Origin of the sequence: Blautia sp. MSK20_18 (assembly GCF_020553125.1) — a bacterium.
Classification (GTDB): Bacteria; Bacillota; Clostridia; order Lachnospirales; family Lachnospiraceae; genus Blautia_A; species Blautia_A fusiformis.
The window spans coordinates 19,299-39,710 of the sequence record NZ_JAJCGR010000015.1; the positions used below are offsets into that span (position 1 = coordinate 19,299).

Here is a 20,412-nt window from a genome sequence, read left to right on the forward strand (position 1 = left end):
CGCGAAGCGTATTGCTGAGAACGGAGTGAACAGTAACTTGTTTTGTACTATGTCCAGTACAAAGGGTTGCTTTTTTTACATATCATAGTTTTTTGGGGAGGTTTTTCTGATGGACAGTGTTATTTTTGATGTTGACGGTACGCTCTGGGATTCCACCGGGATCGTAGCTGAGGCCTGGAGTGATTACCTTATCCATACGGAGCACATGGATACCGATGTAAGCGCCAAACGACTGATGGGGCTTTTCGGCCAGCTGCTGCCGGATATCGCAAAGGCTCTTTTCCCTGAGCTTCCGGAAGCAGAACAGCTTCGTATCATCGACGGCTGCTGCCAGGCAGAGCACGAGGCACTGCTTCGCAAATGTGCTCCGCTGTATCCGGATCTTGAGGAAACACTGAAGATTCTTTCCAGCCGTTTTCCTCTTTTTATCGTCAGTAACTGCCAGGCCGGATATATTGAAGTGTTCCTGAAATCCACAGGCTTCGGACACTATTTCAAGGGCCATCTCTGTCCCGGTGACACCGGCATGGCCAAAGCGGAAAATATCATGAAGATCCGCGAGAATAATAATCTTTCCGATCCGGTTTATATCGGTGATACTATAGGAGACTTTAATGCCTGCCGGAAAGCAGGAGTTCCTTTTATCTTTGCTGAATACGGTTTCGGTCAGGTGGATAAACCGGATTACCGGATCACCAGGCCTTTTGACCTTACGGAGATATGCAGATGAGTATGAAAAGATCAAAATCCATAGACCTTACTTCCGGTCCGATCCTGAAAACGCTTTCAGAGCTTGCTCTTCCTATCATGGCATCTTCCCTTCTTGGAACTGCCTATAATATCACAGATATGGCCTGGATCGGGCTTCTGGGCTCCAAGGCAGTTGCCGGTGTCGGTGTGGGCGGCATGTATGTGTGGCTTTCCCAGGGACTGGTAGCCCTTCCGAGAATGGGCGGACAGGTAAACACAGCACAGTCCTGCGGCCGGAAGGATTATAAAGAGGCACGTTCCTACGCGGCCAGTGCCCTGCAGATGACCATTCTCTTCGGTCTCTTATTTTCTGCAGCAAGTATTATATTTCTTGATCCTCTGATCGGATTTTTTAATCTGACAGACCCGGAAGCATATTCTTCTGCCAGATCTTATATGCTGATCACCTGCGGACTGATCATTTTTTCCTTCCTGAACCTGACTCTCACCGGACTTTTTACAGCCCAGGGAGATTCCAGATCTCCGCTGATGGCCAATTTTCTTGGACTTGTGGGAAATATGCTCCTGGATCCGCTCCTGATCCTTGGCATTGGACCTTTTCCACGGCTTGAAACGTTAGGTGCTGCCATTGCCACAGTAACTGCACAGTTTCTGGTTTTTGCAGTGCTGGTTTTCCGGATCTTTACTTCCGGGCTGGAAACAAATGTACTTCGTGAACTTCATCTTTTTTCACGTTTTCCGGGAAAATTTTATAAAAATATCTTCCGCATTGGTTTTCCAACCGCTATCCAGAGCATGCTCTACTGTATGATCTCCATGGTACTGACCAGAATGGTTTCCGCCTTCGGTGCTGCTGCCATTGCTGTCCAACGTGTGGGCGGACAGATCGAATCCGTTTCCTGGAACACCGCGGACGGCTTTGCCTCTGCCTTAAATGCTTTTACCGCACAGAATTTCGGTGCAAAAAAATACGACCGCATCCGCCAGGGCTACCGTATTTCCTTTGGTATCCTGACAATCTGGGGCCTTATCATAACTGCAGCCTTTGTGCTGCTCCCACGCCCGATCTCCGGACTGTTTTTCCATGATCCGGAATCCCTTGGGATTTCTGTAAATTACCTGATCATCATCGGCTTCTGTGAGGCTTTCATGGCCATTGAGCTGATGACCATCGGTGCACTGTCCGGCCTTGGTATGACCAAGCTCTGCAGTATCATCAGTATTATCCTGACAGGGGCCAGAATCCCGCTTGCCATGCTGCTGACTCATGCGGGAATGGGACTCAATGGTATCTGGTGGGCACTTTCCCTTACTTCTATCGTAAAGGGAATCATCTTTACTCTGACATTCCGGCAGACCAGCCGAACGAAATTAAACTAAATACAGACAGAAAAACTCCCCGCGGATACCGGAGCCTGATCAGACAGGTTACCGTTTCACGGGGAGTTCTGCTTTTTTACCTAAAGGATAGTTCTGATACTTCTGATCATTTTTTGATACATTTTGTTCTGAGTACAAACAGAAATACCGCAAGTATCACAAACAGAATTACTACATAGGCGATCTTTGCTGCTACACTTGTGGTGAATGCGTCAACTCCTGTAGCCACTCCGATAAGTATCAGACAGATTCCTGAAACTTTTTCCATTTTTTTCTCATCATACTTCTGGGCTCTGGCCTGTGTGTTTCCGCCTTTCATAAAAAAGGAACCGTGTCCGGTAAAAAGCATAAATCCTACTACCAGTGCTGCGATTGTAAGTATAAAGCTGAATGACTGATCAAACATAATGTTTTCCTCCTGCTAAAGAACAGGAGCCACACACCGGATCACCGGCTGGCTCCTGTTTGTTTTTTGACTACAGCTCCGATCAATAGAAACAGACGATCGGAACATTATACTGGATAATGTTGTAAAGCTCTCCCGCTTTATCCGGCGGCATATTGATACAGCCGTGGGAACCTCCGGTTAGATACCGATCGCCTCCAAAATACGGCTGCCAGTCTGCATCATGGAATCCAATGCCTCCGTTAAACGGCATCCAGTAGGTTACCGGCTGTTCATAGGAATAGGTTCCGTCTGGTTTCTTGGTGCCACGTAACACATCCGGGCTCTTCTTATAGTACAAGGTGAAGATTCCAGGAGGTGTTTTTCTCTCCGGATCACTTGCAAGTCCGGATACGATATCTGATTCAAAGATCACATTTCCATCCTGATAATACCACATATACTGTTCTGTAAGGTCCACTTCAATGTAGGTATTTCCCAGATCATTCACACCATAGGAATTGGCTCTCATGGAATAAACCGGCTCTCTGGTCGTCTGAGCTCCGGACTGGATCTCCTGGGTAAGCTGTGCCACCTCTCCGTCCTGATCGATCTTCCAGCCATATGCAGAACCGGAAACCGAAACAGTTCTTCCGCTTGTTGTCTGGAACTGACGCTCTGTACCTACTGTATCATGATCCGCTGCAAGCTGTGCCACATAATCCACGATATGCTGTTTGAAGGATGCATCATCCTGGATCAGCTGGCCCTTTTCGTCAAACTGCAGCCAGTTCTTGATGGTGCTTCCATCAAGTGTTACTGTCTCATCTCCAAATGTGTAGGTGATGCTTGCCCTCGCAAAGTTATTATATGCATCCACCGTTGCCTGCAGATCTGCACTGTCGCTGGTCACATCTGCTTTCACATAAGCATCCGGGTTACTGCCAAGATCTACTTCCCCGTCATCGCTGCTGATAGCATCACTGATCATCTGATAGGCTTCTTTTACCTTCAGTTCACTTCCCACTGTCTCCGGCACGATCGTAAACTCGGAATCATTAAAGCTTACGTACGCATTCTCCGGTGCTACCTGATTCTCTTTCTGGGCACAGTTCAGTGCTTTCACTTCTGACTCCAGCTTTGACTTGTCAAAAGCTGTCTGCTCACTGGCTGTGTAAGTCGTCTTTTCAAAAAATCCTCTCACCCATTCATAGGGCTTCTGCGCTTTCAAAAGCTTCAGAACTTCACCACTGGATATATAACGATAACTGATATCCGTTCCTTCTATCGTCTGCGGTTCCTGATCTCTGGCCTTTACCTGGATGGAATAGCCTTCCATTTTTTTTGCGATCTCCTGCTCAACCTCATATGCAGTCCTGTTGGAGCTGTCGATCCCGTTAATCGTTGTGCCCTCAAAGAAATGACTGGTGTAATAATAAGATACTCCTGCATATGCACAGCCTGCCACTACCAAAACCATGGCGGCGATCATTCCGGTCACCTTCAGTGCCTTATGCTTTTTCTTTTCGGGTATAACGATAGGTTCAAATTCAGATTCATCGATAGGTACGTAGGTGATCTTCCTTGGCCTTGCTGATTTCGAAGGTCTTGCCGACTTGTGAGCAGCTGATCTGTTATTTTTATTTTCAGGCTGAGGCTCTCCTGCAGTATCACTGACGATCTTTGCCATGGCATCATTGATCCTGTCCTCGATATCCCTCTTTTCATCGTTGCTCATATTTATTCACCTCTATGTTCATGTGCCTTCAAAAAAGGCATCTTTCCATTGATACTTTCTGGTCTTACTCACCAGCTTTTTCATTATATCATACTTTCCGGAAATTGCATCTCATTTCACGGTTTTTTTATAACTTATTTGTACCGTACAGCTTCCGCGCCATATCTTTCATAACATAGACGTACATTACCCAAAGGAGCACTGACGCAAAGATCCAGGCCACCGGACTTGCAAGACAGGTACCGATATAGCTACTTTTTCCGGCTGCAATGGTAGCGGTGATCCCTCTTCCTGCAAGCTCAGCTACACCGGCCATCATAGGAAGAAGACCATATCCCATTCCCTGGATCCCGTTTCGCAGTACATTGACAAAATACAGAGGAATAAAAAACAGTGCCACACATTTTACATAGATTGCTACCATAGGAAGCACTTCTTCAATGTTATCTGAGATAAACAGATATGCGAAATATTTTCCCGCAAAGAACAGAAAACTGCCAACAACAACAGAATATACAATTCCTATAAAATGCGAAGCCCGGAAGCCTTCCCGCACTCTCTCAAGCTTTCCGGCTCCGATATTCTGTGCATTGTAGGTAGCGCTGGCAGTTCCCTGTGCCACATATGCCTGGGTGAAGATCTGCTCGATCTTACTTCCTGCTGTAAACGCCGCCACCGCATAAGAGCCAAGCATATTTAAGGCTGACTGTACCATCATGGTTCCGATCGCCGTAATGGAATACTGCAGTCCCATTGGGATTCCCACACCGATCTGCTTGGCTGCGAGGTTACATCTGAAATACCAGTCTTCTTTTTTCATACGGAGCTCCGGCACAAACTTCCAGATATATACCAGACATAAGACTCCTGAAACTCCCTGGGAAATAATGGTAGCCCAGGCTGCTCCAGGCGCTCCCAGCTTAAACACGATGATAAATACAAGGTCAAGCACAATATTCAGCATTGCAGATAAGATCAGAAAATACAGTGGTACCTTACTGTTTCCCAGTGCACGGAGGATACTGGCCAGGATATTATATAATGCCTGGGCAAAAATCCCTCCGCAGATGATCATAACGTAAGCATATGCATCCTTGAAAATATCATCCGGCGTATGCATAAATTTCAGAAGTGCATGCATACCTGTCATGCTGACTGCTGTCATCACTGCCGAGATCAGCGCTGTCAGGATCAGTGCATTTCCCACGGTCTGACGCATCTCATCCATTTTTCCCGCACCGTACTTCTGTGCAGTCAGTACGGTAAAACCGGCAGTAAGTCCCAGAAGAAAGCCTATGATCAAAAAGATGATAGTTCCTGTTGAGCCAACTGCCGCCAGTGCCTTTGTTCCTACAAATTTTCCTACAACCACCGCATCTACCATATTGTAGAACTGCTGAAATACATTACCAATAAATACCGGGATCGTAAATCCCAGGAGCACTTTTATCGGTTTTCCCTGTGTCATGTCTGTTTTCATGAAATCTTTTTTCCCCCCATTTAATTTGATCGTTCCTAAACTTTGTGCTGCTTTTTGTTATTCTTTTTATTATTCTTTCTGTAACTTTACAGTTGCTCAAAAGTTACCTGTTTTTATGTATCAGAGGGATTATAGTTGAAATGGAATGATTTTACAAGATGATTTTGAAAATTTTTTTCATATGTGGAAACAGAAACAATCGGATGAAAAAATCCCGGCAGATCCGTAAAAATCTGCCGGGATTCCGTGAAGCTTATTTATTTCTCAACAAGAAGAGACTCTCCTGTCATTTCCTTCGGCTGCTCCATACCCATAAGCTGGATCAGAGTCGGAACGATATCTGCAAGGCATCCGTTCTCACGAAGTGTGTATTTCGGATCTGCGTTTACCAGGATAAACGGAACCGGGTTGGTTGTATGAGCTGTCCATGGCTCACCTGTCTCATAGTTTACAAGCTGTTCTGCGTTACCGTGGTCAGCACAGATAAGGAGCTGTCCGTCAACCTCTTTGATTGCCTCTACAGCCTTACCTACACACTCATCAACAGTCTCAACAGCCTTGATTGCAGCTGCCTCAACACCTGTGTGGCCAACCATATCCGGGTTTGCGAAGTTGATGATGATCACATCATATTTGTCAGATTTGATCGCCTCTACAAGTTTCTCGCAAACTTCCGGTGCGCTCATCTCCGGCTGCATATCGTAGGTCGGAACCTTCGGGGATTTTACAAGGATTCGATCCTCTCCCTTGTTCGGCTCCTCAACGCCACCGTTGAAGAAGAAGGTAACATGTGCATATTTCTCTGTCTCGGCGATACGTGCCTGTGTCATATCGTGAGCTGCAAGGTACTCACCAAAGGTATTGTGAAGAAGAACCTTGTGGAATGCTACCAGCTTATTCTGGATGGTATCATCATACTCTGTGAAGCATACGAATGTGGTATCCAGTCTCTTTGCTCTCTCAAAGCCCTTAAAATCGTCATCACAGAAAGCTCTTGTGATCTCTCTTGCACGGTCCGGACGGAAGTTGAAGAATACAACGGAATCCTTATCGGAAATAGTTGCAACCGGTTTGCCGTCTTTCTCGATAACAGTCGGAAGCACAAATTCATCTGTCTTGTCATCATCATAGGAAGCCTGAACTGCTGCTGCAGCATCTGTTCCCTTTACGCCTTCGCCCTGTGTAAGAGCTTTATATGCAAGTTCAACACGATCCCAGCGGTTATCACGATCCATTGCATAATAACGTCCGGAGATCACACCGATCTCACCAACGCCGATCTCTTTCATTTTAGCTTCCAGCTGCTCTACAAACTCTTTACCGGATGCAGGCGGTGTGTCACGACCATCCAGGAAGCAGTGTACGTAAACTTTCTTGAGTCCCTCTCTCTTTGCCATCTCAAGAAGTCCGTAGAGATGTGTATTGTGGCTGTGTACGCCACCGTCAGAAAGAAGTCCCATAAAATGGATCGCGGAATCGTTGTCTTTTGCATTCTTCATAGCAGTAAGAAGTGCCTCATTCTTGAAGAAATCGCCGTCCTGGATCTCTTTTGTGATCCTTGTAAGCTCCTGGTATACGATACGGCCTGCGCCCATGTTCATATGACCAACCTCGGAGTTGCCCATCTGTCCGTCTGGAAGACCTACCGCAAGACCGCTGGCATTGCCTTTTACAAACGGATAATCTTTCATGAGTCCGTCCATAACCGGTGTTTTTGCCTCATATACAGCATTTCCGTCATGTCTGTCATTGAGTCCATATCCATCAAGGATCATTAAAACTGTTGGTTTTTTGCTCATAATTTTCCCCTTCTTATCTTTGATCGAAAATCTGTCCGGCACAGCTCTTCACTGATTCTGAAACCCTCTGTACCATTCAGGATTCTTTTGTTTTCCATTTTATATAGTACCAAAATCCAGAAATTTTGCAACGTTTTCTTTGACAAAAATTTGTTTGTTTTCAATTTCCCGACAACTGATACAGCTGATCTGTAAATTTACGCGAAAGATATTATTTCTGGTATACACGGATCATAGAAGAAATCTTTCTTACAGATGCGCTGTTTTCCAGTTCTTCCTTAACCTTAAAGAAAGCGCCCTCGCTTACAAGTTTGGTGATCACAACAACCTCTGCGGTATCCGGTCTCTTGCTTTCTTTCTGCATGATCTGTGCCACGCTTGCCTGATATTTTGCAAAATGCTCCAGGATTTCAGCCAGCACACCGCAGCGGTCCTCTACCTGCAGGCGGAGGAAATAACGGTTATGGGTATCTGCCATATTTTTTACCGGAAGTGTCTTATAGCAGGTGCAACCTACTCTTCCGCAGCAATCTGCCTTCATATTACGGACTACCTCAAATACATCTCCAACAACCGCACTTGCTGTTGGAAGTTCTCCTGCTCCACGTCCGTAGAACATAGTATCACCTACAGCATCTCCATGTACAAATACTGCATTGTAGGAATCATTGACAGATGCAAGAGGATGCTCTGCAGGGATCAGCATTGGGCATACATAGGCCTCAACGCCATCCTCCTGGCAGCGGGCAACACCCAGAAGTTTGATCTCACAGCCCATTTCCTTGGCGTAACGGATATCTTTCGCTGTGATCTTGGTGATTCCCTCGATATGAACATTGTCAAGGGTAACTCTGGAATTAAAAGCAACAGAAGCAAGGATCGCTACCTTTCTTCCTGCATCAATTCCTTCTATATCTGCAGTCGGATCTGCCTCTGCATATCCAAGCTCTGTGGCAAGGGCAAGGGCATCGGAAAATTCCATTCCTTCCTGGGACATCTTGGTAAGGATAAAGTTCGTAGTTCCGTTTACGATTCCCATAACTTCCGTTACATGGTTGGCCTCGAGGCTATTCTTAAGCGGGCTGATAATCGGAATTCCTCCGGCAACAGCAGCCTCAAACAGGAAATCTTTCTGTGCAGCCTTGGCAGTTTCCAGAATCTCTTTTCCGTGAACTGCGATCAGGTCTTTATTTGCAGTTACTACATTCTTTCCGGCTTTCAGTGCTGCAAGAATGTAAGTACGGGCCGGCTCAATTCCACCGATCAGCTCGATCACAATATCAATAGAAGGATCTCCTTCGATATCTGCCCAGTCTGTTGTAAGAACAGATGGATCTTCTACTTTTTTAGATGCTTTTTCGAGGTTACGCACCAGGATCTTTGTGATCTTTACCTGACATCCAAGCTTGGCTGTCATTTCCTGCTCCTGATTTTTGATAACTTTATAGACTCCGGTTCCTACTGTTCCAAGACCAAGAAGGGCCGCATTTACGACTTTTTCGCTCATTTTCTGATGTCCCCTTTCCGTTTTTTCCAATTTTTATCAGAGTTAACTCCTATGTTATGGCAGAAAACGCTTTTTGTCAAGCTCCGGCAGCGGAAGGAGTTCCAGCCAGCTGCCAAAAATTCCGACAATCAATTCCTGTACCATAGCTTTGGAGTGAGGCTCCATTTTATCCAGCTGTCGTACCATGGCAGCCAGACTTTTCAGGCCTCCATCCTGAATCTGGGAAATCGTATCCGCGCCGGTGGCCTCAAGCACAGAAAAAAGTTCTCCTATCAGATGTGCCCTTTCCTCTTCATTCATAGTATCAATCCATTTGTGAAGACTCCGGTCTGATGCCGCCGCCCTCCTTGTCAGTGTTTCTTTCTGAATAAAAGACGGCCCCATCACCTCCCAGGTAAAAGCATCGTGCTGCAGGATGCCTTTCTGACTGCTTGCCACGATCAGCGGTTCTTTCTGATGCGTAAGAAGCATACCGATCACAGATGCCTCCGGTATAATACGGGTGACTTTTGGCAAAACCTTCTCCACTCTCTCAGGGCTGAAAAATTCCTCCGGAAATCCTGGTCCGTCGTTATCGTAAACAGAAAGAATCTTCTCCTGAAGTATTTCATTACACTGCATGGCAGCATACATAGCCAGATTACCACCTTTGGAATGTCCTCCGATACGCAACATGGATTGCAGATAGGTTCCGTGTTCTTCCAGATATTCCAGAGCTTTTCTGTGGGATGGAACAACTCCGTTGCTCAAATTAAAATCCTCTTTCCATCCCACAATCGTATCATCGGTTCCCCGGAAAGATATATAGGATGTTCCATCTCCCAGCCCGATCATCACTGCCGCAAACTGCTGTGCCTGTCTGGACAGAATTTCATTCACAAATCCTCCCACTATGCATTCCCGGAATCGTTTCGAACGGGCCATCTTTTCAAGAAGAACCGGCGTATTCTGCAAAAACGCACTTTCTGCTTTCATATCCTGTTCTTTTTTTTCTGTGGAAAATCTCTCTGAGAGATCCTTTATGCAAAGAGTATCTCCATTTTTCAGCTCGGTTATCTCATCCAGATCCAGATAGGAAAAGCATGACAGTATCAGATTGTCAACTTCATTAAACGGTGACTGTTCAAAAGTAAGGTCCCCTCTCCAGTCAAGATAATCCAGAATATTTCCCATAAAACCCTCCACAAATAATCACATAAGCGTCTTCCGCACAGTTACAGTCTTTCTTTCTATTATAATACATAACTGTCCGGTTTCATCCATCCTCTGTTTTTCTTTATCATACCATAAAACCTGATTATTTGCCCTGTTTATCCAGTTTTTTCCTGAGATAGATAATGTAATGAATACAGCCACAGGTAAAAGCCGGAAACAGAATTGACAGGCCTGCTGCTGACACTACATAAATTACAGCTCCTTTTCCATTCTGCGGTGCTCCGGCCACAAAACAATAGAACATGGTAGTCGAAAAATATATGGTAACCGCCAATGAAAAAAATGCCTTCAAAAATTTCCTCATTGTTTCTCCTTTCCATAGTGTCTCTATAAGGACACTGTTGTGATTCCAATTTTACATTCATAATAAGATTAATTCAAGGACGAATCGGACAGGATAAACATATGATAAAGTATGACAGATTTTGGGTCACAATGAAAGAACGAGGTATTACTCAGTATGATCTTTATGAACACTATGAAATTACCCGTTCTCTTCTGGACAGGCTTAGAAAAAACAAAAACATTGAAATTTTTACAATAGACAGGTTGTGTTCCATTCTTCACTGTGATATTGAAGATATCGTAGAACATATTCCTGATCCGGATGAAATGAATAATAATCCAAAAGAAATTTCGGAGAAAAACAGTTCTTCCTCCGAAAATAAGAAAAACTCTCTCTGAGCATAAACAGCCGCATTTTTATTCCTGCGTATTTATGTCAGAGAGAGTTTTTTTGACAAATAGATTTTCCATTATTCCATAAAAAAAGGGGCCGAAGCCCCTTTCTTTATTTATTCTTATTTGTAGTTTACGATCTTTCCGAAATCTGGTTTCAGGGAAGCGCCGCCTACAAGACCGCCGTCGATGTCAGCCTGAGCGAATAAGTCAGGAGCTGTTGCAGCGTTTACAGATCCGCCGTACTGGATACGGATCTCTGCTGCTGTAGCGTCATCATAGATCTCAGCGATGCATTTACGGATATCAGCGCAAACCTCCTGAGCCTGCTCTGTTGTAGCTGTCTTACCTGTTCCGATAGCCCAGATCGGCTCGTAAGCGATAACTGCTGTCTTAGCCTGATCAGCTGTAACACCCTGGAATCCAACCTTAACCTGCTGACGGATGAAGTCCATTGTTACGCCCTGCTCTCTCTGAGTAAGTGTCTCACCACAGCACATGATCGGTGTGATGCCATGCTCGAAAGCTTTGAGCATTTTTTTGTTAACGTCCTCGTTTGTCTCACCGAAGTACTCTCTTCTCTCGGAGTGTCCAAGTACAACGTACTTAACGCCTGCATCTACGAGCATAGCAGGAGCGATCTCGCCTGTATAAGCACCTTTCTCCTCGAAGTACATGTTCTCAGCACCAACCTGGATGTTTGTTCCTTTAGCTGCCTCAACAACAGGAATGATGTCGATAGCCGGTACGCAGAATACTACATCAACTTCGTCGTTAACAACAAGCGGTTTTAAAGTCTCAACCAGCTTTACAGCCTCGCTTGGTGTCATGTTCATTTTCCAGTTTCCAGCAATGATTTTCTTTCTTGCCATGGTTTTATCTCCTTTTTTGTGTCCTTGGAACACTTTATTTTTTATCAGTCTTTATCGTTAGCTGCTGCTACACCTGGGAGCTCTTTGCCCTCAAGGAACTCAAGAGAAGCACCGCCACCTGTGGAGATGTGTGTCATCTTGTCGCCATATCCGAGGATATTTACAGCTGCTGCGGAATCGCCGCCACCGATGATTGTTGTTGCGTCTGTCTCAGCAAGAGCTTTTGCAACTGCCTCTGTACCATGTGCGAAGTTCGGCATCTCGAAGCATCCCATCGGTCCGTTCCATACAACAGTCTTGGCATCTTTTACAGCGTCTGCAAAAAGCTTTTCAGTCTCCGGTCCGATATCCATTCCTTCCCATCCGTCCGGGATCTCACCACGTTTTACAACCTGGATGTTGCAGTCATTGGAGAAGTTATCACCGATTCTGTTATCTACAGGAAGAAGAAGCTTCACGCCCTTCTCCTCTGCTTTCTTCATCATGTCGAGAGCATACTGAAGGTAATCATCCTCGCAGAGGGATGTTCCGATATGTCCGCCCATAGCCTTGGAGAATGTATAAGACATACCACCACCGATGATCAGTGTATCTACCTTGTCAAGAAGGTTGTTGATAACAGAGATCTTGCTGGAAACCTTAGCGCCGCCAAGAATTGCTACGAATGGTCTCTCCGGATTGTTTACAGCGTTTCCAAGGAAATCGATCTCTTTCTGCATCAGATATCCTACAACTGCTGTTTTTACATATTTGGTAACACCTACGTTAGAGCAGTGAGCTCTGTGAGCAGTTCCGAATGCATCATTTACAAATACATCACAAAGAGAAGCAAGATCTTCGCTGAACTTGTCTTCGTTCTTTGTCTCTTCTGCACGATAACGTGTGTTCTCAAGAAGAACTACATCGCCATCCTTCATCTCAGCTACAGCAGCTTTTGCGTTCGGTCCTACTACCTCAGGATCTGCTGCAAATTTTACTTCCTGGCCAAGAAGCTCAGAAAGACGAACTGCTACAGGTGCAAGAGAAAGCTCCGGTTTCGGCTCTCCCTTCGGTTTTCCAAGGTGGGAGCAAAGGATAACTTTTCCGCCGTCTGCGATCAGTTTCTTGATTGTAGGAAGAGCAGCTACAAGACGGTTCTCATCTGTGATCTTTCCATCCTGAAGCGGAACATTGAAGTCGCATCTTACAAGTACTTTCTGTCCTTTTACATTGATATCGTCAACACTTTTTTTGTTCAGCATCTCTATATCTCCTTAACTTTTATTTCTGCAAAAGCAGATGAATAAGGGCGAGCGGTATTGTTGTCCGCTCTGTTAACAGTCATTTCCTCAGACATTTTTTTGTTTGGTCTTTTGGAAAAAAAGGGCCCGGTCCTCTTCAGACCGGACCCTTTCTGAGTCTATTCTTCTACACCCGTTCGCAGAAAATTAAGCGTTCAGAAGTTTTCCGAAGTGCTTGATTGTACGAACCATCTGGCTTGTGTAGGAGTTCTCGTTGTCATACCAGGAAACTACCTGAACCTCTGTTGTGCCATTCTCAAGTGGAAGTACCATTGTCTGAGTAGCATCGAAGAGGGAACCAAATCTCATACCAACGATATCGCTGGATACGATCTCATCCTCGTTGTATCCGAAGGACTCATTGGAAGCTGCTTTCATAGCTGCGTTGATCTGCTCTTTAGTAACGTTTCCTTCAACTACTGCTGTAAGGATTGTTGTAGAACCTGTTGGGGTAGGTACACGCTGTGCAGAACCGATAAGTTTGCCGTTAAGCTCTGGGATAACAAGTCCGATAGCTTTAGCAGCACCTGTGCTGTTCGGAACGATGTTAACTGCAGCTGCACGGGATCTTCTCAGATCGCCTTTTCTCTGCGGTCCGTCAAGTGTCATCTGATCGCCTGTGTAAGCGTGGATTGTGCACATGATACCGGATTTGATCGGTGCAAGATCGTTAAGAGCCTTAGCCATTGGTGCAAGGCAGTTTGTTGTACAGGAAGCTGCGGAGATGATCTTGTCCTCGTTTGTAAGACCCTGATGGTTTACGTTGTAAACGATTGTCTTAAGGTCGTTTCCAGCCGGAGCGGAAATAACTACGTGCTTAGCACCTGCATCGATATGAGCCTGAGCTTTGTCTTTGGATGTGTAGAAACCTGTGCACTCAAGAACTACGTCTACACCGATCTCTCCCCATGGAAGCTCTGCAGCGTTAGCCTTAGCATAGATTTTGATCTCTTTTCCGTCTACTGTGATGGAATCCTCGCCTGCTGTTACTTTATCAGCAAGAGCATATCTTCCCTGTGTAGAATCATATTTTAATAAGTGAGCAAGCATCTTAGGAGATGTAAGATCGTTGATTGCTACGATCTCAAATCCTTCTGCTCCAAACATCTGACGGAATGCAAGACGACCGATACGTCCAAAACCATTAATTGCAACTTTTACTGCCATGATAAATTCCTCCTATGAATTGAATGGTGATTTAAATCGTTCCTTTGTTAAAGAAACATCAACCTGTTTCATATTGTACCTAATTCCAAACAAAAATTCAAGAGCTATTTATAAAAAAGAACATTAAAATAAATATTAAGAAAATTTCTGAAAAATGTGCTATAATTCTCTGATAGAAAGTTCTGTCCTGCTGATTCCCAAAACGGATATCTATATTCCCGCTGGAAGTTTGACTTTCCCGGATTCATAACAGGCAGATACGATCATTGTCACAGAATATAAAGGCTTGAATATGGAGGTACAAAATGGACCAGAAAATTTTATGGGACTGCCATATGCACTCCTCTTTTTCCGCAGATTCCGATACACCGATGGAAGAAATGATCCAGACTGCCGCAGACCAGGGTCTCACGGGAATCTGTTTTACTGAACATTTTGATCCGGATTATCCCGATACTCCGGAAAATCTTGATTTTTCCCTGAACATCCCTGCATACCGCCAGAAACTTGAGAGTCTTGCGGATGCTTTTAAAGACCAGATTCAGGTTAACTTCGGGATCGAGCTTGGACTTCAGCCTCAGCTTGCAGAATCTTTTTCCGATCTTCTGAAAGAAGTTCCCTTTGATTTCGTTATTGGTTCCTCCCATGTGGTGCACGGATACGATCCTTATTATCCTTCTTATTTTGAGGGCCGTAAGGAATCCGCATGCTACATGGAATATTTTGAATCCATCCTGGAAAATATCGCTGCTTTTGACGAGATGGATGTGTACGGACATATCGACTATGTAGTACGTTATGGTCCAAATCAGAACCGTCAGTATTCTTACGGACGATATAAGGAGATCCTGGACGAGATCCTGCGGACATTGATCCGCAAAAATGTGGGAATCGAGCTGAACACAGGCGGTTATCACTACGGGCTTGGTGAACCGAATCCCTGTGTCAATATTATCCGACGTTACCGTGAGCTTGGCGGTGAGATCATCACCATCGGTGCAGATGCCCATACTCCGGATAAGATCGGCTATGCTTTTGACAAGGCGGCTGATGTTCTCCGTGAATGTGGTTTTTCCTATTATGCTGTATTTAAAAACCGCCGTCCTGTTTTTCATAAGCTGTAGCTCTGTTTCTCTCTCCGGTGAGAGAGTTTACATTTTTATACCGAAAATATCATTTTATCTAAGGAGGAACTCTATATGTCAACAAAAAGACTCCAGAAAAAGAAAGCTGCCATGCAGGCAAAAAAAGAAAAGCAACTGAAAAAAAATACCTCTGCTGCCGGCACCAGTTCCAGTGCTGCCAAATCTGTTGAAAATGCTAAAGCCGAAGTGAAAAAACTTGAAACCGTAAAGAAGGAAACGCTTAAAGTCGAAACTTCCAAAACTGAACCGATCAAAGTCGAGACTTCCAAGACCGAACCGATCAAGGTCGAGACTTCCAAGATTGAACCGATCAAAGTCGAGACTTCCAAGACCGAACCGATCAAGGTCGAGACTTCCAAGATTGAACCGATCAAAGTCGAGACTTCCAAGACCGAACCGATCAAGGTCGAGACTTCCAAGATTGAACCGATCAAAGTCGAGACTTCCAAGACCGAACCGATCAAGGTCGAGACTTCCAAGACCGAACCGATCAAGGTCGAGACTTCCAAGACCGAGCCGATCAAGGTTGAGACTTCCAAGACCGAACCGATCAAGGTCGAGACTTCCAAGACCGAGCCGATCAAGGTTGAGACTTCCAAGACCGAACCGATCAAGGTCGAGACTTCCAAGACTGAGCCGGCGAAAGTTACTACTTCCAAGACCGAGCCTCTGAAAGTCGAAACTTCCAAGGAGGACACAGCTTACGATGCCCTCTACGAGAAACGTCTGAAACACTACTACAATGATCTGAAATGGCTTTACTGCGAACTGTTCCGCGATCACCCGGAAGTTACCGGCACATTCTCAAGCCTCACAAAAAAGATGAAAGAAATCTACCGTGAGCGTTCTCTTTCCATGAAGGAAGCTGACCAGAACTGCGCTGCAGATCCTGACTGGTTCCGTAAGACTACTTTCACCGGAATGGCTGTAAATCCTGCTGACTTCGCAGATACTCTTTCCGGTCTATCTAATAAACTGGACTATATCAGCGAATGTAATGCAGACACTCTGTACCTGACAGATCTTTTCCAGGCAACCTCCAACTGCTCTCTTCGCATTATCCCGGAGATCGGAACCTCCGAAGATCTGCATACACTTGCAGCTAACTGTAGGAAAGCAGGTATCCGCCTGGCTCTTGAGATCCCGTTAAGTCTTTCTGTGGATGACCCACAGTCCGGTGCGCCATGTGTGCTCCAGACTCCGGCTTATTTCAATGCAATGCTTCTTCAGATCCTGGAGCTTGCAAATGAAGGTGCTTCTGTATTCAGCCTTGGTATCCTTCCGATGATGCCGGAAGAAAATCTCTGGAAGCTTCACTCTCTGCTGCGTATGACCCGAATGGTGTGTGAGATCGTATGCCCCGGAATTCTTCTCCTTGGCGAAACAGACCGCCCACCTGCAGAGGCTGCTGCATTTGGCGGAACTTCCGATATGCCGGAACTTCACATTGTAAACAGCACCCAGCTGATGTCCGATCTCTGGCATACCGTTGCCACAAAGGACACTGCCCTTCTCCGCCGGGGAATCGACAGAGCTGCAGACCTTCCGCAGGCACCGGTATTCCAGAATTACCTTCGTAACCGCAACACGGTACGCTGGAATCTGGACTATGATTTCCTGAAAGGAAGCTTTATCACAGAAGGGCCTCACAGAGATTATCTGAATGAATTCCTGGCAGGTATTTTCCCTGATTCCTTTGCCCGGGGTGAAATTTATGTGAATCCGGAAACCGAGGAATCGGAGCTCTGCGGAACAACCGCATCTCTTGCAGGAATCGAGCGTTTTGATTATGAAGGAAATATGGAGGGTGTCAGCCGGGGAATCCGCTATGACGTAGCACTTCATGCATTGCTTCTTTCCCTCCCCGGAATTCCGGTACTTCGAAGCGGTGACGAGGTCGGACAGCTGAATGACTACACCTATAAAACAGACATTTCCAAAGCTGCTGATCCCCGCTGGCTCCACAATGGACGTTTCAACTGGGCACTTGCCCGGAACAGAGCCGATGCCGAAACGATCCAGGGACGCATTTTCAACAGCCTTGAGCAGCTGGAATCCATCCGTGCCAGCCATCCGGTATTTGCTCCTGAAGTTTCTGCACATACGCTGGAAACCTGGGAAAAAGCTCTCCTTGCCCTGGTAAGAGAAACTTCTGAAGAAAAACTGATCTGCATCTACAACTTCAGCGACCAGGATAAGGTAGCCTGGATCAACGAACAGGACGGTACCTACACAGATCTTCTCACAGGAGTTCAGAGAGACGCACAGGCTGTAGAGATCCCGGCCTTCGGATTTATCTGGCTTATGCACACGAAATAATAGCTTTGTCAGGCGGATATCCACAATCTGCATTCTCTACACAGCTCTGCACCGGATAACTGGATAACTGCTTCACAGTTTATTTGCAAAAAAGGACACTGCCATTTTCAACGGGCAGTGTCCTTTTTTATTTCTCATATTATTATTTTCTCAGCTTATCAATAAATGCAGCAAATTTCCCCTGTTCCCCACTATCCAGCGAACGGCTGTAAATATTTCTGAGCCAGGCCGTGATCACATCGATCAGGATCGGAGAAAATGTCATCAGAAGGAACACCAGAATGATCATTCCGAATTCCAGCGATCCCAGTGTCAGAAGATTCTGCAAAACCACCGCCGCACCGAAAAAGATCACCTGCATACTGTAAATGATCACCTTTCGATACTTATTCAGAGGTGCATAAACTGTCTTAAGTGCCGCCATATAATTCCATCCTGTTACAAGCACACAGGCTGTATTCAGCATAGCATTGGAATGGTATACATTCTGGCATACCAGCATCACACTGAACACACAGCCCGTGATGGTCACAGCAGCCGGAAATGCATTCATAAATACATGACGCAAAAATGTATGGTCGATCTTCTCATAATTATTCTCCTGTGCCAGAAGGAATGTAGGAATACCAACAGCGCAGGCACTGATCAGAGACATCTGGATCGGCTCAAAGGGATAGGAATCCCCGAAGAAGATCGTGATCAGTGACAGCAGCACGGAAAAAATCGTTTTGATCAGAAACATAGATGCCGCAGTGCGGATATTATTTACAACCCGGCGTCCCTGATTCACAATTTCCGGCATTGCTGCAAAATTAGAATCCAGCAATACCACATTGGCAATATTCTTGGCAGCATCACTGCCCTCAGCCATGGCAATACTGCAGTCCGCCTCTTTAAGCGCCAGAACATCATTGACACCATCACCGGTCATGGCAACCGTATGCTTCTGAGCCTGCAAAGATTTCACCATTGCCTGCTTCTGCTGAGGTGTTACACGCCCGAACACACTATATTCTGCAACTGCCTCGTCCATCTGTTCCTGGGTTGTGATCGTTGTCGCATCGATATAATGCTCTGCATTTTTAAGGCCTGCACGTCTGGCAATTGCAGAAACCGTCACCGGATCATCACCGGAGATCACTTTCAGATCAACACCCTGACTTTCGAAATATGCCAGCGTATCCGGTGCCTCTGCACGGATCACATCGGTAATAAGCAAAAGTCCGACAGGTTCCAGTCCCTCCGGAAGCTCCGCTCCCTCACTCACATTTACACTATGGGCAAGAACCAACACACGAAGACCTTCCTCTGCAAATCTGCCACAATACTCCATCAGCTCCGGGTTCCCTTCCGGAAAAAGAAACTGCGCTGCACCCATCAGATAAGTACCTGTATCTGTAAATGCAGCTCCGCTGTACTTCCTGTCAGAAGAAAACGGGATCACATGATCCAGCTCCATATCCTGAGATACTTTAAATCTTGCCCTGAGTGCATCGGCAGTGGCATTCTGATCCTTCAGCACAGAAAGCAGATTTCCCATGATATGCTCGATCTCCCGGATCTTCTCCGGATCTTCCTGACTATGTTTCTCCGGGTCAGCTTCTGACTTTTCCTGTAATACGAGATTCGCACTTCCATCCTCCTTTGCGATCGCATCTGTTGCTGAAACTGCAGAAGTCGCAGAACTCTCAGTTCCATTGCTGTCACCTTCGCCGGATTCAGGCTCTTTCCCGGATATTTTCTCTGAAATCTCATCATACACCGGCGGATAGCTCTCCACCGCCTCCACACACATGGTACCCTCTGTGATAGTTCCTGTCTTATCCAGGCAGAGCGTATCCACGCGTGCAAGAGTTTCTATACAGTACAACTCCTGCACCAGCGTCTTCTTCTGGGCAAGCTTCAGCGCACCCAGAGTCAGTGCCACACTGGTAAGAAGGACCAGCCCCTCCGGGATCATTCCCAGGACCGCTGCAACCATATTGACAACAGAATCCCGGATATTGTCTCCCACAAAATAATACTGTTTATAAAAAAGCATCGCACCCATTGGTACGATAATGATACTGATCACCTTCAGAATGGCATTCAGGGAATTTCTAAGCTCTGAATTATGGCGTTTGAATTCCTTGGCCTCGCTGGTGATCCTTGACGCATAGTTGTCACTTCCCACATGGATGATCTGGCAACAGGCCTGTCCCGCCGTCACAAAGCTTCCGGAAAAAAGCTCATCTCCCGGATTCTTCGGAAGATTGTCTGCCTCACCGGTAAGCAGAGATTCATTGACCTCAAGACTTCCCTCCAGGATCTTCGCATCTGCCGGAACCTGTTCTCCGGCCTTCAGGAATATCAGATCATCGACAACCAGCTTCTCTGTAGAAATTTTCCATTTTTTTCCTTCACGCAGAACAACCGTCTTGGATTCTGTCAGGATGGCCAGCTTGTCAATCGTCTTCTTGGCACGGACCTCCTGAATGATCCCGATCACGGTATTAATAAAAATGATTCCTACAAACATGGAGTTTTTGTAGGAACCAACCAGCAGTACGAGAACCAGCAGCACCAGGTTCAGAAAATTGAAGAATGTCAACGTATTCTCCAGAATGATCTGCTTATATGTCCTGGTGTTGGGGTTTTCGTTATTATTTACCTGGCCCTGCGCAATTCTTTCCTGAACTTCTTCGTTCGTAAGTCCTGTCATGCTTCTTACTTACCTGTCCTTTCAATGGCTTACGG

The 20,412-nt window shown here is 45.8% G+C and carries 16 protein-coding genes; 5 read left to right on the forward strand and 11 right to left on the reverse strand.

Annotation, left to right across the window (positions count from 1 at the left end):
* Positions 1–109 precede the first annotated feature (109 nt).
* Both LI091_RS09850 and LI091_RS09855 read left to right on the forward strand, forming a co-directional pair.
* Entirely contained in the window at positions 110–730 is a 621-nt protein-coding gene (locus tag LI091_RS09850) for an HAD family hydrolase (RefSeq protein ID WP_265191122.1), read from the forward strand.
* A gap of 2 nt (positions 731–732) precedes the next feature.
* Positions 733–2,091: an MATE family efflux transporter gene (locus tag LI091_RS09855; RefSeq protein ID WP_044962002.1), complete on the forward strand. Its 1,359-nt coding sequence runs from the start codon at positions 733–735 to the stop codon at positions 2,089–2,091.
* A gap of 106 nt (positions 2,092–2,197) precedes the next feature.
* On the opposite strand, the gene LI091_RS09860 is transcribed toward LI091_RS09855, so the two are convergent.
* From LI091_RS09860 to LI091_RS09890, 7 genes are all read right to left on the reverse strand, one after another.
* The gene (locus tag LI091_RS09860; protein ID WP_015527011.1) at positions 2,198–2,497 is read right to left on the reverse strand and encodes a DUF3784 domain-containing protein; all 300 of its coding nucleotides are present in this window, start codon (positions 2,495–2,497) and stop codon (positions 2,198–2,200) included.
* 82 nt (positions 2,498–2,579) lie between these two features.
* On the reverse strand, positions 2,580–4,214 hold the full coding sequence (locus LI091_RS09865; RefSeq protein WP_265191123.1) for a L,D-transpeptidase family protein: 1,635 nt from the start codon (positions 4,212–4,214) through the stop codon (positions 2,580–2,582).
* A 127-nt stretch (positions 4,215–4,341) separates the two neighbouring features.
* Positions 4,342–5,694, reverse strand: a complete 1,353-nt coding sequence (locus LI091_RS09870) for an MATE family efflux transporter (protein ID WP_265191124.1) — start codon at positions 5,692–5,694, stop codon at positions 4,342–4,344.
* Positions 5,695–5,951: 257 nt separating this feature from the next.
* Positions 5,952–7,493 (reverse strand): 2,3-bisphosphoglycerate-independent phosphoglycerate mutase, encoded by a 1,542-nt coding sequence (gpmI, locus tag LI091_RS09875; RefSeq protein WP_265191125.1) that lies wholly within the window; start codon positions 7,491–7,493, stop codon positions 5,952–5,954.
* Between the two features lie 211 nt (positions 7,494–7,704).
* Complete coding sequence (locus tag LI091_RS09880; protein WP_265191126.1) at positions 7,705–9,000, reverse strand: homoserine dehydrogenase; 1,296 nt, start codon at positions 8,998–9,000, stop codon at positions 7,705–7,707.
* 54 nt (positions 9,001–9,054) lie between these two features.
* Positions 9,055–10,173: an Mbeg1-like protein gene (locus LI091_RS09885; protein WP_148447424.1), complete on the reverse strand. Its 1,119-nt coding sequence runs from the start codon at positions 10,171–10,173 to the stop codon at positions 9,055–9,057.
* A gap of 124 nt (positions 10,174–10,297) precedes the next feature.
* Positions 10,298–10,519, reverse strand: coding sequence for a hypothetical protein (locus LI091_RS09890; RefSeq protein ID WP_148447426.1), 222 nt, complete (start codon positions 10,517–10,519; stop codon positions 10,298–10,300).
* 101 nt (positions 10,520–10,620) lie between these two features.
* Here LI091_RS09890 and LI091_RS09895 point away from each other — a divergent pair, with 101 nt between their 5' ends.
* A complete protein-coding gene (locus LI091_RS09895) occupies positions 10,621–10,899 on the forward strand; it encodes a helix-turn-helix domain-containing protein (protein WP_148447428.1) in 279 nt (92 codons plus the stop codon).
* A gap of 116 nt (positions 10,900–11,015) precedes the next feature.
* Here the strand turns inward: LI091_RS09895 and tpiA are convergent, their stop codons facing one another.
* From tpiA to gap, 3 genes are all read right to left on the reverse strand, one after another.
* Positions 11,016–11,765, reverse strand: coding sequence for a triose-phosphate isomerase (gene tpiA, locus LI091_RS09900; protein ID WP_015527001.1), 750 nt, complete (start codon positions 11,763–11,765; stop codon positions 11,016–11,018).
* A gap of 44 nt (positions 11,766–11,809) precedes the next feature.
* Positions 11,810–13,006 carry a phosphoglycerate kinase gene (locus LI091_RS09905; protein WP_015527000.1) on the reverse strand — a complete coding sequence of 399 codons (1,197 nt, stop codon included), beginning with the start codon at positions 13,004–13,006 and terminating at the stop codon, positions 11,810–11,812.
* Positions 13,007–13,192: 186 nt separating this feature from the next.
* Positions 13,193–14,212, reverse strand: coding sequence for a type I glyceraldehyde-3-phosphate dehydrogenase (gene gap / locus LI091_RS09910; RefSeq protein ID WP_021652276.1), 1,020 nt, complete (start codon positions 14,210–14,212; stop codon positions 13,193–13,195).
* Between the two features lie 305 nt (positions 14,213–14,517).
* Here gap and LI091_RS09915 point away from each other — a divergent pair, with 305 nt between their 5' ends.
* Together LI091_RS09915 and LI091_RS09920 are read left to right on the forward strand one after the other, a co-directional pair.
* Complete coding sequence (locus tag LI091_RS09915) at positions 14,518–15,336, forward strand: histidinol-phosphatase HisJ family protein (RefSeq protein WP_022426901.1); 819 nt, start codon at positions 14,518–14,520, stop codon at positions 15,334–15,336.
* A gap of 75 nt (positions 15,337–15,411) precedes the next feature.
* Positions 15,412–17,676: an alpha-amylase family glycosyl hydrolase gene (locus LI091_RS09920; RefSeq protein ID WP_265191127.1), complete on the forward strand. Its 2,265-nt coding sequence runs from the start codon at positions 15,412–15,414 to the stop codon at positions 17,674–17,676.
* Positions 17,677–17,818: 142 nt separating this feature from the next.
* On the opposite strand, the gene LI091_RS09925 is transcribed toward LI091_RS09920, so the two are convergent.
* The gene (locus tag LI091_RS09925; protein WP_265191128.1) at positions 17,819–20,377 is read right to left on the reverse strand and encodes an HAD-IC family P-type ATPase; all 2,559 of its coding nucleotides are present in this window, start codon (positions 20,375–20,377) and stop codon (positions 17,819–17,821) included.
* Positions 20,378–20,412: the final 35 nt, after the last annotated feature.